The organism is Psychrobacter sp. BF1, assembly GCF_019279065.1.
GTDB classification, from domain to species: domain Bacteria; phylum Pseudomonadota; class Gammaproteobacteria; order Pseudomonadales; family Moraxellaceae; genus Psychrobacter; species Psychrobacter urativorans.
The window spans coordinates 150,505-165,720 of the sequence record NZ_JAGYWV010000006.1 but is presented as its reverse complement, the minus strand read 5'-3'; the positions used below and the strand labels follow the sequence as shown (position 1 = coordinate 165,720).

At 42.3% G+C, this 15,216-nt stretch carries 12 protein-coding genes; 5 read left to right on the top strand and 7 right to left on the bottom strand.

The window, feature by feature from the left end:
• Nucleotides 1-192: 192 nt before the first annotated feature.
• The gene (locus KZA12_RS08885) at nt 193-1,419 is read left to right on the top strand and encodes an 8-amino-7-oxononanoate synthase (protein WP_218689992.1); all 1,227 of its coding nucleotides are present in this window, start codon (nt 193-195) and stop codon (nt 1,417-1,419) included.
• A 59-nt stretch (nt 1,420-1,478) separates the two neighbouring features.
• Complete coding sequence (locus KZA12_RS08880; protein ID WP_218689991.1) at nt 1,479-2,288, top strand: methyltransferase domain-containing protein; 810 nt, start codon at nt 1,479-1,481, stop codon at nt 2,286-2,288.
• A 109-nt stretch (nt 2,289-2,397) separates the two neighbouring features.
• Here the strand turns inward: KZA12_RS08880 and dnaK are convergent, their stop codons facing one another.
• Together dnaK and grpE are read right to left on the bottom strand one after the other, a co-directional pair.
• The gene (gene dnaK, locus KZA12_RS08875; RefSeq protein WP_201623716.1) at nt 2,398-4,341 is read right to left on the bottom strand and encodes a molecular chaperone DnaK; all 1,944 of its coding nucleotides are present in this window, start codon (nt 4,339-4,341) and stop codon (nt 2,398-2,400) included.
• A 241-nt stretch (nt 4,342-4,582) separates the two neighbouring features.
• The gene (gene grpE, locus KZA12_RS08870; RefSeq protein ID WP_201623715.1) at nt 4,583-5,188 is read right to left on the bottom strand and encodes a nucleotide exchange factor GrpE; all 606 of its coding nucleotides are present in this window, start codon (nt 5,186-5,188) and stop codon (nt 4,583-4,585) included.
• Between the two features lie 642 nt (nt 5,189-5,830).
• Here grpE and KZA12_RS08865 point away from each other — a divergent pair.
• Nucleotides 5,831-7,267, top strand: coding sequence for an alpha/beta hydrolase (locus tag KZA12_RS08865; RefSeq protein WP_218689990.1), 1,437 nt, complete (start codon nt 5,831-5,833; stop codon nt 7,265-7,267).
• 87 nt (nt 7,268-7,354) lie between these two features.
• On the top strand, nt 7,355-8,665 hold the full coding sequence (locus KZA12_RS08860) for an alpha/beta hydrolase (protein WP_218689989.1): 1,311 nt from the start codon (nt 7,355-7,357) through the stop codon (nt 8,663-8,665).
• Here the strand turns inward: KZA12_RS08860 and KZA12_RS08855 are convergent.
• Nucleotides 8,642-9,778, bottom strand: a complete 1,137-nt coding sequence (locus tag KZA12_RS08855; protein WP_218689988.1) for a metallophosphoesterase — start codon at nt 9,776-9,778, stop codon at nt 8,642-8,644. The two genes, KZA12_RS08860 and KZA12_RS08855, sit on opposite strands and share 24 nt — an antisense overlap.
• A gap of 261 nt (nt 9,779-10,039) precedes the next feature.
• On the opposite strand from KZA12_RS08855, the gene KZA12_RS08850 reads away from it, so the two are divergent.
• Nucleotides 10,040-10,219: a hypothetical protein gene (locus tag KZA12_RS08850; RefSeq protein WP_201623711.1), complete on the top strand. Its 180-nt coding sequence runs from the start codon at nt 10,040-10,042 to the stop codon at nt 10,217-10,219.
• A 145-nt stretch (nt 10,220-10,364) separates the two neighbouring features.
• Here the strand turns inward: KZA12_RS08850 and KZA12_RS08845 are convergent, their stop codons facing one another.
• From KZA12_RS08845 to dprA, 4 genes are all read right to left on the bottom strand, one after another.
• Entirely contained in the window at nt 10,365-11,459 is a 1,095-nt protein-coding gene (locus tag KZA12_RS08845) for a metallophosphoesterase (protein ID WP_218689987.1), read from the bottom strand.
• A 198-nt stretch (nt 11,460-11,657) separates the two neighbouring features.
• On the bottom strand, nt 11,658-12,650 hold the full coding sequence (locus tag KZA12_RS08840; RefSeq protein ID WP_218689986.1) for a TIGR01777 family oxidoreductase: 993 nt from the start codon (nt 12,648-12,650) through the stop codon (nt 11,658-11,660).
• Between the two features lie 435 nt (nt 12,651-13,085).
• Entirely contained in the window at nt 13,086-13,826 is a 741-nt protein-coding gene (locus tag KZA12_RS08835) for an L-threonylcarbamoyladenylate synthase (protein WP_218689985.1), read from the bottom strand.
• Nucleotides 13,827-13,924: 98 nt separating this feature from the next.
• Nucleotides 13,925-15,178 (bottom strand): DNA-processing protein DprA, encoded by a 1,254-nt coding sequence (dprA, locus tag KZA12_RS08830; RefSeq protein WP_218689984.1) that lies wholly within the window; start codon nt 15,176-15,178, stop codon nt 13,925-13,927.
• Between the last annotated feature and the right edge of the window lie 38 nt (nt 15,179-15,216).

Below are 15,216 nucleotides of genomic sequence, written 5' to 3'. Positions count from 1 at the left end.
AAATATTTATTTCAGTCTGTCTGTGTTTAGCAGTCCGAGAGTTAAGTTTTGCAAGTGTTTGTCGTATCATTAGTTACAAAACTTGATATATGAAATTTTTTGTTACAAGTAGGCGGTTTGTGCAATACTTCCTACTGACTAAACCTATAACTAATGCCATAAAGTTGAAATAAATTACAGGAATGTATTAATATGACAAGTCCTACAGTGGACCAGATGCAACAATTGTTAGAGATCTTAAGGTCTCAACAGCAGTACCGCAGTTTGTCAAATCTAGAGCATCAGGGATCGCATGTCATTATTAAGGGCAAAAAACTACTCAATATCGCTAGTAATGATTATCTTGGTTTAGGCGCTGATCCTGAGCTACAGACTGAGTTTCTTAACCAAATAGCACAGTTAGACGTGACACAAATACCTAGAATGAGTGCTACTTCTTCACGGCTGCTCACCGGTAACGATACCCAGCTACAAGCCCTAGAGTTTGAATTGCAGAAGTGGTATCAAGCAGCAGTAAGCAGAGATGACATAACGAAATCAGCATTAGTATTCAACAGTGGTTACCATGCCAATATTGGTATCTTACCAGCCTTAACTGCATTGCCAGTTAACACCCTTATTCTAGCTGACAAACTGGTACATGCGAGCATTATCGATGGCCTACGTTTGAGCCAAAGTAAGCTAGTCACTTATCGTCGTTACCGACACAATGACTATGAGCATTTGGCTAAATTTATTGAGCAAGCGGACCCAAGCGTTGAGCGCATTATTATTGTTACTGAAAGTATTTTCAGTATGGATGGTGACCGCGCTGACTTACCTAAGTTAGTACAATTAAAAGCTAGGGACTGTCGCATAGAGCTGTATATCGATGAAGCCCATGCCATCGGTATTTTAGGTAACACAGGCTTGGGACTAGCAGAAGAGACTCATACTCTAGCTGATATAGATTATTTAGTCGGTACTTTTGGTAAAGCTTTTGCCTCGGTTGGGGCTTATATAATGTGCAATGATGTCGCTAGACAATGGCTAATTAACTATATGCGGCCACTGATTTTTAGCACCGCCTTACCGCCAATAAATCACGCTTGGACGCGATTTATTTTAGCAAAAATGCCAAAACTAACGGCTCAACGCGCCCATTTGGCTCAATTATCGGTGAGGATCAGCCAAGCCATAGCTCCACAATACCGAGTATCAGCGACTACTGAAGATAGCGTTTATCATTCGCATATTGTGCCTTATATATTAGGCGATAATGCTCGGACTATTGCTAAGGCTCAACAATTACAAGAAGCTGGCTTTTATGCGCTGCCTATCAGACCCCCTACTGTCCCTGCCAATAGCGCTCGTATACGCTTGGTCATGAACGCTAGGCTGACAGATGCGGACTGCCAACAGCTCATGCAACAACTATAGTTTTAGATACTAGTCATGCTATCAAGCGACAATCAGCTTATTTGGATGTAACGAATATTATGACAACCCTCGCTCCACCTTACAATTTTAGTAGCAGAAAGCAAACCATTGCTCGCCATTTTGCCAGTGCAAACCACTATGACCAGCATGCCAATATTCAGCAGCGAGTCTGTCAATATTTACTAGCCAATATTGCTGATACTGAGCAAGACAGTGTGTTAGAAATCGGTGCAGGGACAGGCCAGATGACCCGCCTGATAGCAGCGCATATTCAAAGTCAGCAGTGGTTTATCAATGAGTTGTGCGCTGAACAAGAGGCTACCTTGCAATCAATTTTGGCCACTGCCAAGATAGCGATCGGTGATGCTGAGACTATGGACCTTCAAGGAAACCATAGCCTGATAATCAGCGCCAATACTGTGCAATGGTTTGATAATCCATTGAGCTTTGTAGGACAATCAGCGCTGCGCCTACAAGCCAAAGGCCAATTAATTTTTAACACTTTTACTGCAAATAACTTTTTGCAAATCAAAGCTTTAACCGGTCAAGGATTACAGTATCCAGAGGTTGAACAATGGCAGTCAGCATTAGCGGATGCTGATTTTGAAAATATTGAATTAACTATTCAACGCTTTGATTTACCCTTTGCCAATCCTTATGCCGTATTAAAACATATGCAATTAACCGGCGTATCGACCAATCGCACACAAGCACAGGTAAATGACAATCAGGGCTTTACTTGGACAAAAACCCGTTTGCAACAATTTGAGCAGGATTATTGGCAGCAGTTCTGCAATAAAGATCAACTAGGCAAACCTTGTGTTATTTTGACTTACGAAGTACTAATAGTGAGCGCCTTTAAAGCTTAGAGAAATCTTATCTTATGCTGATGTTGCCCATAAAAAAACGCACCTCGAAAGGTGCGTTTTTTATTTTATACAGATCAATAGCTTCTATAAAAACTTAAGCTTTAGAAGACTACTTCTTATCATCTTCTACTTCTGTAAATTCAGCATCAACTACATCATCATTAGCCTGATTGTTATCAGCTGCTGAATCTGCGCCTTGTTGGAACTGACTTGGATCCATACCTTCACTACCTGCGCCAGCATCAGCGTAGATCTTCTGGCTAACTGGTAAGAAAGCGTTATCTAATGCTTCAAGTTTAGACTTGATGTCATCATGATCGTCTTCTTTAGCAGCCATTTCAAGCTCAGAGATAGCAGTTTCTACTGATGATTTTTCTTCTGCAGTAACTTTATCTTCAGCATCTTTTAGTGCTTTTTGTACTGCATGGATACGACCATCAGCTTCGTTACGAACTTGTGCTAAGTTAGCGAACTTTTCATCTTCTGCGGCGTTCGCTTCTGCATCGCGCACCATTTGTTCGACTTCTTCGTCCGACAAACCAGAATCCGCTTTGATTTGGATACTTTGCGCTTTACCAGTACCTTTATCAGTAGCTGAAATATTCATAATACCATCAGCGTTGATATCGAAACTTACTTCGATTTGTGGCAAGCCACGTGGTGCTGGTGGAATGTCCGTCAAGTCGAAACGACCAAGCTGTTTATTCTGGTTAGCGATTTTACGCTCACCTTGATAAACCTGAATCGTTACTGCTGGCTGGTTGTCTTCTGCCGTTGAGAATACTTGTGATTTCTTAGTAGGAATCATAGTGTTTTTCTCAATGATTGGCGTCAATACCCCACCCATTGTTTCGATACCAAGTGTCAAAGGCGTCACGTCAAGTAGCAAGACGTCTGTTTTTTCGCCAGACAATACCGCACCTTGAATTGCTGCACCTGCGGCTACCGCTTCATCAGGGTTAACATCTTTACGTGGCTCTTGACCAAAGAATTCTTGCACTTGTTTTTGCACTAATGGCATACGAGTCTGGCCACCTACTAAGATCACATCATCGATTTCAGAGGTTTTTAGACCAGCATCATCGATAGCGATTTTACAAGGACCCATAGTACGCTGTACCAAAGCTTCCGTTAAGCTCTCAAGCTTCGAGCGGCTAACGGTAACTACCAAATGCTTAGGACCACTGCTATCAGCTGTGATATAAGGCAAGTTTACTTCAGTACTTTGAGCACTTGATAACTCAATTTTAGCTTTTTCGGCAGCTTCTTTTAGACGCTGCATCGCTAGAGAGTCACCTTTTAGGTTGACGTCTTGGTCTTTTTTGAACTCTGCAACTAAATATTCGATCAATGCTGAGTCAAAATCTTCACCACCAAGGAAAGTATCACCATTAGTTGCTAATACTTCGAACTGTTGCTCGCCATCAACGTCAGCAATCTCGATGATTGATACGTCAAAAGTACCACCACCTAAGTCATAAACTGCGATAGTGCGATCGCCTTGCTTTTTGTCCATACCATAAGCAAGTGCAGCAGCAGTCGGCTCGTTAATGATACGCTTAACGTCTAGACCAGCGATTTTGCCAGCATCTTTAGTAGCTTGACGCTGTGAGTCATTAAAGTAAGCAGGTACCGTAATAACGGCTTCTGTAACGCTCTCACCAAGATAATCTTCAGCTGTTTTTTTCATCTTTTTCAAGATTTCAGCAGAAACTTGTGGTGGCGCTAGTTTTTTGCCATTGATTTCGACCCAAGCATCACCGTTGTCTGCTTTAGCGATTTTGTAAGGCACCATGCCGATATCTTTTTGCACGACTTTGTCATCAAAACGACGACCAATAAGACGCTTAATAGCAAACAAAGTGTTGTTCGGGTTAGTAACGGCTTGACGCTTAGCTGACTGACCTACTAAAGTTTCATCATCTTTATAAGCAACGATTGAAGGAGTAGTACGAGTACCTTCAGCATTTTCAATAATCTTGACTGAGTCACCTTCTAATACAGCGACACATGAGTTAGTAGTACCTAAATCTATACCTATGACTTTACCCATCGTTAATTACTCCTAATTAGTTTTAGTCTGTTAATGTTTTATTGATAATTCTATTATGAATGCGCTTATCAGCTGATTGGTTATGCTGCTAAGCGGTTACTTGTTGCTTTATATCGGTTTGAGTCTAAGTTTTTTCAAGTCGCTAACAGTACAATAATTCGCTTTTATGTGAAGTTTTGTCAATACCCTTACCTTTAACAAGGGTTATCTACCCACAGAATTAAAGTAGCCTTGACTAAAACTATTGACCGACTTGCACCATAGCTGGACGTAATAGACGACCGTTTAAACTATAACCCTTCTGTAGCACTACGCCTACTGTGTCTGCAGCAGCTTGTGGATCAATACCAACCGCTTCATGAAGATCAGCATTAAACTTTTCGCCAGCTGGGTCAACCACTTCAACACCGTTTTTGTTCAATACGCTTATAAGCGCTTTATGAGTAAGCTTGATACCTTCGCTAACAGCGTCATCATCATTAACGTTTTCAATAGCACGCTCTAAGTTATCAACCACTTCTAATAACTCTTTAGCAAATTTCTGCAAAGCAAACTTTTTGCTCTTATCAGCTTCTTGCTCCATACGTTTTTGCGCATTATAAGTCTCAGCATTAGCGCGAGCAGTACTCTCTTTAGACTTTTTGACTTCACTTTCCAGCTCAGCAATACGTGCTTGAAAGGCTTCAATGCTAATGTCGTTATCGATAGTTTGATTGTCGCCTTCATTAACCTCAGGGTTAAATTCTTCAATCGTCTCTTCTAAGACACTACCTTCACGATCGATATTGCTTTGTGCTGCCTTTGGATCTTTAGTATCGAATTCATGGTTTGGGGTTTGTTCGCTCATGATAACTCCTTGTGATTTGAATAATTGAGTGCAAATAGTTAATTTTAAAAACTGATAAAGCAGATAAAAACAGAACTTTCAGATGCAGATACTTGTACGCTCACAAGTGTTATTTAGCTATTTATTTGGCTAGCTATTTTTTAATAACGCTAGCATCGTTAGTCCTTTGATTGAAATACCTTTCGATAGCTGCTTGATAAAGGTGATGGTCATCAATTTCAAGCCTAAAGTAGAGGAATTTTTTTAATTAATGCTAGATATTCACTAATATAGTAATAAAAGCGGTAAAAAGACTAACAAGTAGAGCTTTATAGTCAGTGGCTAGAGTGACTAGTGAGGTTGGCAACTAGCCGTTATATTAGTCAGTAATAGACCTTATATAAGCTGGCTGTTATTAGCACTACAACTATGCTCAAAAGTATTATTAGACTTTTTTAGCCGCATACTTTTACTAAATGACACTTAATATTTTTGTAGATTGTCTTATTATATTTTGGCATGCAGCAACTAGAGATTTATATCAGTCTATAGCTATCATCAACTCTATTGGCAACTAATGCTAGCTGTAGTCGATGATAGTTACAATCAACGCTTTGGCCAGTTATAAGCATGACCGTTAAAAAATTATCAGGAAGAAATGTTATGTCAGTTCTATCTACGAGCTCAGTCTCATTGCGCAAAGTGTTCAATAGGACCGCTAGCAGTTTTAACCCTGCAGTTTTGGGTGGTACTACTAATAAGCAGCTACAAGACAGCAGCGCTGATATGGTCATCTGCATCAACAAGCGCTCTGTGACTAATGCTATGGCTAGCAAAGTACTCAGTTATAAACCTATTGCCCAATATAAGCAGCATACCTTGCACTATGTGCTAAAAACTATAGGCTATGTTCCTGCGCCTTTTTTAGAAGGCTTTGTGAGTTATTTACAAGGCCCAACCTCCAAGCAATATCTGCATGCTAATGCGCACTTACGCTTGATACTGGCGGTCAATGCTAAGCTCAAAACTCCATTACAGCTTGCAGAATTAGGCGGTTTACGCCAAAGGTTTGCTGCTGATGCGGTTGCGATGCAAACCCCAAAAGTATGGCGGCAATATCGTGCCAATAAGCTGCTGGCTATCAAACCTATTATTAAACGTAGCGCTGCTGCTGTTAGTTGGCAAGATAAGCTTATTGCTAATGCTGACGAAGATAGAGATACGGGCTGTGATCAAGCTACTATGAAGGTTCGCTGCTACCAAGCGGGCCCAAAGGCTAGCCACCGCTCCAATGCTGATGAAATAGTCATGCTATTTATGCATGGTGGTGGATTCTGTATTGGTGATATCGACACTCATCATGAGTTCTGCCATGCTATTTGTGCAAAAACGGGCTGGGCCGTAGTCAGCGTTGATTATCGTTTAGCTCCTGAACATCCTGCACCAACTGCTCTTAGAGACTGTATTGCTGCTTACGCTTGGCTAGCTGAGCACTGTCATACGCTCGGAGCTCGACCTACACGTATTGTGTTGGCCGGTGACAGTGCTGGCGGTTGTCTGGCCTCTTTGCTAGCCCAACAAATAGCTGCACCAACGGCCAGCTCATGGCAAGATCTAGGTTTATCGGGTCAAAGTACTTACCAGTTACTACAGCACTTGCCGCAACCTATGGCGCAAATGCCACTGTATCCAGTGACAGATATCGAAACCGACTATCCTAGCTGGGCGTTATACGGTGAAGGCTTACTATTGGACCATGCTGATATTGCGGTATTCGATGTCGCTTACTTGCAGCACAGTTCGCTCACCCGCGAGCATCCTCTGATCTCTCCGATGACTAGTGATAACCGACAAGTCTGCCCGACTTATATTGTAGCCGCTGAGCTGGATGTGCTACGTGACCAAGCTTTTGCGTATGCTGAGCAACTAAAAGGTCATGGCGTGGCGGTTGAGACTCATACTGTGCTTGGCGCGCCGCATGGATTTCTGCATTTCATGAGCGTACATCAAGGGCTTGAGCAACAGACTGACTATATTATTGAGCAGTTTGCCTGCTTCGTCTATCAAGTGCTGAGTATGCAAAAAGCACAGGCGGCTTAGTAGCGTTGTGATTGCTAGTTTCAAAAAAGTTCTACAGCGCTACTAGCATCCGTTTTATTCCTTAGCTGAACCAATAAAGGTGAGTTTATGTCTATTTTACCGTTACCATCGCTGAATGCTGTAGTGACTAAGACCATGAAAACTGTAGCTGCTAGTCGGACTGTTTATCAGCATAGATTACACTATTTATTTAAAGGCTTAGGTCAGCTGCCAGCACCAGTAGTCAAGCAGCTCAATCAGCGCTTAAACGCTGTTACTGCTGAGCAATATCCACATGCCGATGCTCATTTACGCTTAATTATGGCGGTGAATAATCAGCTTAAAAAGCCGCTAAGCGTAGATAAACTGCTTAAACTACGTAAGAAATTCGCGACTGATGTAGTGTCTATACAAGCCCCTAAGGTTTGGCGACAGGCCAGTGCTAATGTTAATACTGACCTGACCACTGCTGGCAAAAATACTGAGGTTAACTGGCAAGATAAAGTCATCGCTAATGGTGAGGGTGGTGATATGGCCATTCGCTGCTATCAACACCCTCGGCATCAACTAGCTGCTGCAAGCAGTAACCTTGATGATCCTAATAAGAATGTAGTGATGCTGTTTTTTCATGGTGGCGGATTTTGTATTGGTGATATCGACACTCATCACGAGTTTTGTCATGCTGTCTGTAGCCAAACTGGTTGGGCAGTGGTTAGCGTTGATTATCGATTGGCTCCAGAGTATCGGGCACCAACGGCACTCAAAGACTGTATGGCAGCTTATGCTTGGGTGGCTGAGAATTCGCAAACCTTGGGGGCTTCCTCATCACGTATTGTGTTAGCAGGCGACAGTGCTGGTGGCTGCCTAGCGATATTGGTAGCCCAGCAAGTGACGACTCCAACGCCAGCACTCTGGCTAGAGCTTAGTGAGGATAAAGACTCTACGGGTACTTCTATATCAACCTTTGTAGAGAGTATCAGTAACTTACCGCTACCATTGGCGCAGCTACCTTTGTATCCGGTGACTGACTTTGGGTCTGATTATCCAAGCTGGAAGCTTTATGGCCAAGGATTATTACTGGATAATGATGAAGCGGAAGCCTTTAATACTGCTTACATCACACAGAGTGCTTTACCGCAAGGACATCCTTTGGTTTCAGTGATGAATGGTGACAATAGCAATATCTGTCCAAGCTATATCGTCACTGCTGAATTAGATATCTTGCGTGATGAGGCACTAGCTTACGCTGAGCGCTTGCAAAATAACGGTACTCAAGTAGAGACTTATACTGTGCTAGGGGCACCGCATGGTTTTATTAACTTAATAGGGGTGCATCAAGGTCTTAACACTGAAACTAGCCATATCATCAGCCAGTTCGCTAAATTCGTGCGCAAGTTACTGACCACTGAGGCTAATTAACCAAATCTCAGAACGTGAGCCTAAGCGAAATGGTATGCCCCAAAAGCCATAGCCAGAGGAGACTACAAAGTGGCCTTTGCCAATGGCTTCATAACCATAGCCCAGACGATTGATCGAGCTGACAATGAAGTTGGCAGGGAATATCTGCCCATTATGGGTATGCCCTGACAGCTGCAAATCAATAGGCAACAGGCTATGTTCAATAATATCGCTCGGTCTATGATCCAATAGGATAACCGGCTCTTCAGTATTTACTTGCGCCAACAACTCTGTCGTTGCCATACGCTGACGTTTATGATTATCAAAGCGCCCTACTAGCCACACTGGCTGACCTTTATAATCGAGGCGTAGCACTTCATCGTTTAACAACTGTACGCCAGCGTTGCGTAGCGACTCAGTGATCGGTTTCTCATGACCATATAAATCATGATTGCCTAACGTCGCATAGACCCCATAAGGCAGGCTGGCACACAATCTAACTAAGTTAGCTGCCATATTATAGTCACTAAATGCCTGAGTATTATCGTCCATAATATCACCTGGCATTAGCAACATATCAGCTTGTGACTGAGTGATTAGACGCTGTAATCTATCGATAGCCTTATTACCAAACAGACGACCCAAATGTAAATCACTAGCTACTGCGATACGTAGCGGCTTCAATAAAGGTTTATTGATAGTTACGGTAAGATGACGTACTTTCGGTATATAAGCGCTATATAGAGCATAAACGAACAAGCCTATAAACACTAGCAAAGCTACGCCACGTAGACCTAGTGCTACGCTAATAGCAGGCATAGCGAAGATAGTAGCACTATCAAACATGGTCATAGTCACCCAACCAGCGCCATATATCAAAATGATAATCGCAGCAGTGAGCACCATAAAATGCATCGCCAGCATCCAGCCACTGACCCAGCGATAACTGTTTTTTAGCAGCTTGCTAACGCTTAATAATAACAAGCCATTACTTATTAAGAACACTACTATCATCGCCATTGTCTGCGATGCCAGCTTAGTCCACGGCGCAATCCACCACTGTAAACTTAGGGCTGCGCCTAGACTAAACAGCTCTAATAATAAAATAATGACAATAAAAAATACGTAGCGCATGCGCTGTCCTGTAATAGATTTATGACTAATATAATAGTAGCAACGGCACAAAAAAACGACTTAATCTCGTGCAGTTAGCGTTGTCAAAGCGCAGCTCGCCTTAATAGTCATACTCTAGTAGTGAGATAAAGGGTTATACTCTTTATAAGGATAATAATAGTTGCCAAGAATAGCGGTAACGATGTTTTGGATTCTGCTGAGGTTATAAGATTGGCTTTGGCGAACCTTTGCTTCGCTTGAGCAAAACTGGAGGTTATTGTGATGCAAACACTATATCAAACCACTATTACCGATAGAGAAAGTGCCGATAAATTGGTGGCTAATACTATCAGCCTAACAGGGGTGCGCTGGGTCGATGTCAATATTACCCAAGGCTCTGTTATGGTCACTCATGATGATGACTACGATGAGGCTAGCTTTAAGGCATTTGCTGGTATATAAACAAGCGTTATAGCACCATAAAAATAACGGCTATAGCTTAAACGTTAGCTCTAATAAAGCATAGCTCTAATAGCTTACTGCCATAACTGACTGCTGTTTATAACATCCATTTTATCAAAACGCTTATCCACCTCGTAGACCGCCGCTATTTAGTTGCTGATTGCTCAGTGACTGACTGCAAGGTAATTACCCATATCTCAGAACGCGTACCTAATCGAAAAGGGACCGCACCAAACCCATAACCTGAAGTTACTAAAAATTGGGTGTTACCTATCTGCTTAGCCCCCTGTATTAATGGATAAAACCATTGCATCAGCGCGGTTAGGGGAAATATTTGCCCACCATGAGTATGGCCTGATAAGTGTACATCTATGGGGGCCTGCTTTAACTCATCCATAGATTCAAGACTGTGTTCCAAAAATATCACTGGCTTATCGGTATCCACTTGCGCGACTAAATCTTTGGCTGATATGCGCGGTGCTGGGTCAGTAACGTCCGAGCGCCCAATTAGCCAGACCGAATCCTCTAGCAGTACGTTTTCATTATCTAATACCTTTATTCCGGCCTTTTCAACTGCTGTGGTAATGGCTAGTTGGTTACCTGAATAATCATGATTGCCTAATACTGCATAAACCCCAAGCGGTGCCTGCAATTTGGACAACTGCTCTTGCATGTTATTTTTATCATAATAAAAGGTGCTGTCATTCATGATATCACCGGCTATCACTACTACATCGGGCTGCTGTGCCTCGACGAGACTGGCCAGTTTATCTAACTGACGATTGCCGAACCATCTACCTAAATGAGTATCAGATATCAGTACCATATTTAAAGGCTTTTTCATTGGCTTAGCTGTCGTTACTGTCAGGTGCTTGACTACTGGTGCGTAAGCATTAAATACTGATAGTCCTACAATACCTACATAAACGCTAGCTGCCAGTATCCGTAATAACTTAGGACGACTAGGTTGCTTTAACAACTTAGTGTAAGTGACTCCAATAACGGCTGTTATTATGGCGGCATAAACCATAAACCCTTGTAGGATACTAACAACCAAATAGATATGAAAACGTTCACGCCAAAACTCAGTAAGTCCATAGAACAATGCCAAGTTATTAATAGCAAATACTATAGTGATCAATGCTAAGGTTTTAGCAGGGCTTTTAGGCTGTATTAGCCACCATAAAAGGGCACTAGTGATTAGCGCTAGCAGCTGAGTTGCGATGATAAAAAGCCACATAGTAAAGGTCTGATTGATTAATGTAAGGTCATCTTATGCTAGATTTCTGCAAAGCTCTATAAGCTGGCTAGATTCCATAAAAATTCCATGATTTACAGCATTAAGTTTCACATGAAACATCTAAGTATTACTATTTATTAATAGCTAATCTTTAATGTTTCACATGAAACATTGCTCAGTGATATTGTTATAGCTTGTTTAGCGCTGCTCTGCTAGTGCCTTTTCCAGACTTGATTGTTTAAACTCATAACCAGCATTCAGTAACGCTTGTGGCAGTACCTTTTGTCCATCAATCAGTAAAGTCGACATCTCACCGAACATCAGCTTTAACAAGGGGGTGGGTAAAGTAAAAATGGTTGGGCGATGTAGCCATGAGCCAACAGCCTTAGTAAAATTATGGTTAGTCACGGGATTAGGAGCGGTTAGGTTATAAACTACGGCTGGTGTAGTATTATTAATAGAAGAATTCGCGGGTTTTATATTATTATCATTAGGAACCGTACTCTGTGCTGACAGCGCTTTGGACTTATCCGATAGGTGTTGCTCAATAATAAAAATAGCGGCCTCTACCCAGTCATCACGGCTAATCCAGCTCATAATCTGCTGACCATCACCCAACTGTCCGCCTACTCCAAACTTGAAGGGTAGCAACAACTTGCCAAGCATACCACCTGCAGGATGGATGACCACGCCAGTACGTAATATAGCCACTGGTACATTATACTCAGAAGCCTTCAGCGCTAACTGCTCCCACTCCTGGCATAAGCGATGGGCAAAATCAGTCTTAGAGTCACTACTTTCCGTCAGAGGTTTGTCCCCTTGTGCCCCATACCAGCCAATAGCTGAACCGCTAACTAGTAGCTTGGGCTTATTAGCTGTGCGAGCGATAAAAGCTAGTAGCGACTCTGTTGGCTTTACTCGACTGGCAACTAATGCTTGCTTGCGATCATCAGTCCAGCGCGAGTCAGCAATACCTGCTCCAGCAAGGTTTACTATCACCTCATAGCTATGGTCGGTTTTAGCCAATTCATCATAACTAATCATCTGAATATTATCAGGATGTGCCTGATTACTATCACGAGTCAGCCAAGTAATATTGACTTCGCTTCCAGCTTGACGATAGCGTTCAATCATCTCTTTACTCAATGCACTACCTAAAAATCCTGAGCCACCACTAATTAAAATATTCATGAGCTTATCCTTATAATTTCGGCTAAAATAGGCTGGTATAGTGCTATTAAACTTGTTGTATATCGTTCTAATTATCCTGTTCTTTTTTACTGACTTTGTCAAAATTGGTTGTACAGGCTTTTGGTAAGGCAAAAGCACTAGCAATGACCCACTTGCTGCTACTGAAGAGATTTATGATCAAGTTAGCGAATAGCCCTATCAGTAGGATAGCTTCAAAACATTAAAGTATTAGCTAGTAGGAAGCTTTAAAGTATTAGCATCATTCTATAGTCAGTTCATTGTAAAAACTATATAGAGAGATTGAGATCAGTTTTTTGTAGCCTCTGTCGGCATAGTCAAAGCAAGCTGGAAAAACTCATCACAGTCTCGTTTCATAAAGCGATGTATCTATGTTATTTAATCTCGACTATACCCTATGATCAAGCAGATCGGTTATTAACGAATTACTTGTCCAGTTAAGGCATCACTGATTTGGCTTGGTAGCTGATATTCTAAGGTAGGCCCTGATAAATATCTCATCTGCTTGGACGCACTGCGCTGTTTATCAATGGCTTCTATGTCAACACTTAATTCATCAGTGCTTTGTTTATCAGTGCTTTGTTTATCAGGGCTTTGTTTATCAGTACTGAAGAAGTAACGGCGAGCTTCCTCTAGGGACAATGCTGGGGGCTGCCCCGATGGGTTGCAACTAGTGGAGACAATGAAACCATAAGGGTTATCTGCGCTAACCATTTGACTGCAAAGCTGTTGAATAAGGGGATGAGCTATGACCCGCACGGCAACGCTGTTATGTGCTCCAGTAATCCAATACGGGATAGGTACACTCAACTCAGTAGATAGCGGTAATAGCCAAGTTTGCGCTTGCTGATTAGCCATCATCTGCCAGCTATCAATAATAGACTGGCGTTGCGCGCTAGTAAGGGTATTAAGTAATGGCGCAATACGGTCGATATGGTCAGTGACTACGATCATACCTTTGTCTATGGGCCGCTGTTTGATGGCCAACAACTGCTCTACAGCTGACTGATTAAAAGGGTTGCAGCCAATGCCCCAAACGCTTTCGGTAGGATATGCCAAAAGCTTACCAGAGTTTAACCATTGAGCCGCTTTGTTTGGGCTACTAGTAACTATCTGCTCTACTGCCACAGGCTCTGCTGAAAAATCATCTGTTTTCATAAGATATAAAGATAAAAAGGAGAGATAGGAATAATAACGCTTTGAGGGGTTAATAAGATAGTGAATGACTGACTTTTTAGGTCGGTTTTTTATTTTTGTTATAAGCGTAAATAGCGACCCCCTTGTTCGCTAATAGTTCCTAGCAACTCAAGCTCCATCAACTTACCGATCAGTTGCGCGGTATTCAGCTTAGTAGTCACTAATAGCGCCTCTAAATCTTGTCCATGCCAATCAAGCTGTTCATAGACTGCGGTCAAATGCTCAGGAATTATCACCTTAGTTTTGATAGTAATATCAGCATCGAATGCTGATTGAACTGGCGGGTTAGCTAAGCTTATCGGCAGGCTTTCGTCTTTAGCAGAGCGCTTATTGAGTCGAGACGCAGGGTTTACTACAGCTTTAGTTGCCTCTGTTTTAGCATAACCTACTGGCGAGTTAAGCTGCGCATTGACATCCTCTAGCACTTGCTCAGGGTGATAAATCAAAGTAGCGCCTTCTCGAATCAAATGTAAACAGCCCTCAGCGTTAGTATTATCAATATGACTAGGAATAGCAAAGACTTGCTTGCCTTGCTCTGAGGTCAGTCTGGCAGTAATTAGTGAGCCACTTTTAATAGCCGCCTCAGTAACGATAGTGGCCAAACTAAGTCCAGCCACTAAACGATTGCGACGAGGAAAGGTATGCTTATGTGGTAGTGTACCCGGAAGTAGCTCACTGATAAGACAGCCACCTTGCTCAATTATTTGAGCAAATAGCTGCTGATGTTGACTAGGATAACAGACGTCAATACCAGTCCCCATCACGCCTATGGTACGCCCGTGATAGCTAGTCTCAGCTTGAGCTAGTGCCCCTAGATGAGCACATTTATCTACCCCCACTGCTAAACCACTAGTGATCACATAACCTACCCGAGCTAAATATTGCGCCATATCGAAGGTGGTTTTTTGGGCATGGGCAGTAGGTTTACGGCTACCTACCATAGCAATCTGTGCTTGCTGCAAGCGCGCGCTATTACCCCGACAGAACAATAATGGGGGTGGATCATAGATTTGTAATAGTTGCGTAGGATACTGGGGCTGATCGGCAAATATTAATTGGTACTCACCCGATTCTAGCGCCGCCATAATAGTATCTATACTAGCAATAGTCTGCTCAGTTTGCTGGTGACGTTTCAGATGAGTATGATGAAGACCTAGCTCACGCCAAGCACTCAGCTTAGCTGTCCAGGCTTGTTGCATACTAGCAAAACTACTGACTAGTTTATAATAAGCAGATAATGAGCCATTCACTTCATACCATAGTGCCAACGAGGCACGCTGCTCTTCTGATAATATAAGCTTAGATACCGTCATAGTAGTCTGGCTCTTAGTTTGTTTTATAGCATTTTAGG

Excerpts from the sequence above, each read along its gene's own strand:
- KZA12_RS08885 (WP_218689992.1), top strand. The coding sequence starts at position 193 with ATGACAAGTCCTACAGTGGACCAGATGCAACAATTGTTAGAGATCTTA.
- KZA12_RS08880 (WP_218689991.1), top strand. The coding sequence starts at position 1,479 with ATGACAACCCTCGCTCCACCTTACAATTTTAGTAGCAGAAAGCAAACC.
- dnaK (WP_201623716.1), bottom strand. The coding sequence starts at position 4,341 with ATGGGTAAAGTCATAGGTATAGATTTAGGTACTACTAACTCATGTGTC.
- grpE (WP_201623715.1), bottom strand. The coding sequence starts at position 5,188 with ATGAGCGAACAAACCCCAAACCATGAATTCGATACTAAAGATCCAAAG.
- KZA12_RS08865 (WP_218689990.1), top strand. The coding sequence starts at position 5,831 with ATGTCAGTTCTATCTACGAGCTCAGTCTCATTGCGCAAAGTGTTCAAT.
- KZA12_RS08860 (WP_218689989.1), top strand. The coding sequence starts at position 7,355 with ATGTCTATTTTACCGTTACCATCGCTGAATGCTGTAGTGACTAAGACC.
- KZA12_RS08855 (WP_218689988.1), bottom strand. The coding sequence starts at position 9,778 with ATGCGCTACGTATTTTTTATTGTCATTATTTTATTATTAGAGCTGTTT.
- KZA12_RS08850 (WP_201623711.1), top strand. The coding sequence starts at position 10,040 with ATGCAAACACTATATCAAACCACTATTACCGATAGAGAAAGTGCCGAT.
- KZA12_RS08845 (WP_218689987.1), bottom strand. The coding sequence starts at position 11,459 with ATGTGGCTTTTTATCATCGCAACTCAGCTGCTAGCGCTAATCACTAGT.
- KZA12_RS08840 (WP_218689986.1), bottom strand. The coding sequence starts at position 12,650 with ATGAATATTTTAATTAGTGGTGGCTCAGGATTTTTAGGTAGTGCATTG.
- KZA12_RS08835 (WP_218689985.1), bottom strand. The coding sequence starts at position 13,826 with ATGAAAACAGATGATTTTTCAGCAGAGCCTGTGGCAGTAGAGCAGATA.
- dprA (WP_218689984.1), bottom strand. The coding sequence starts at position 15,178 with ATGACGGTATCTAAGCTTATATTATCAGAAGAGCAGCGTGCCTCGTTG.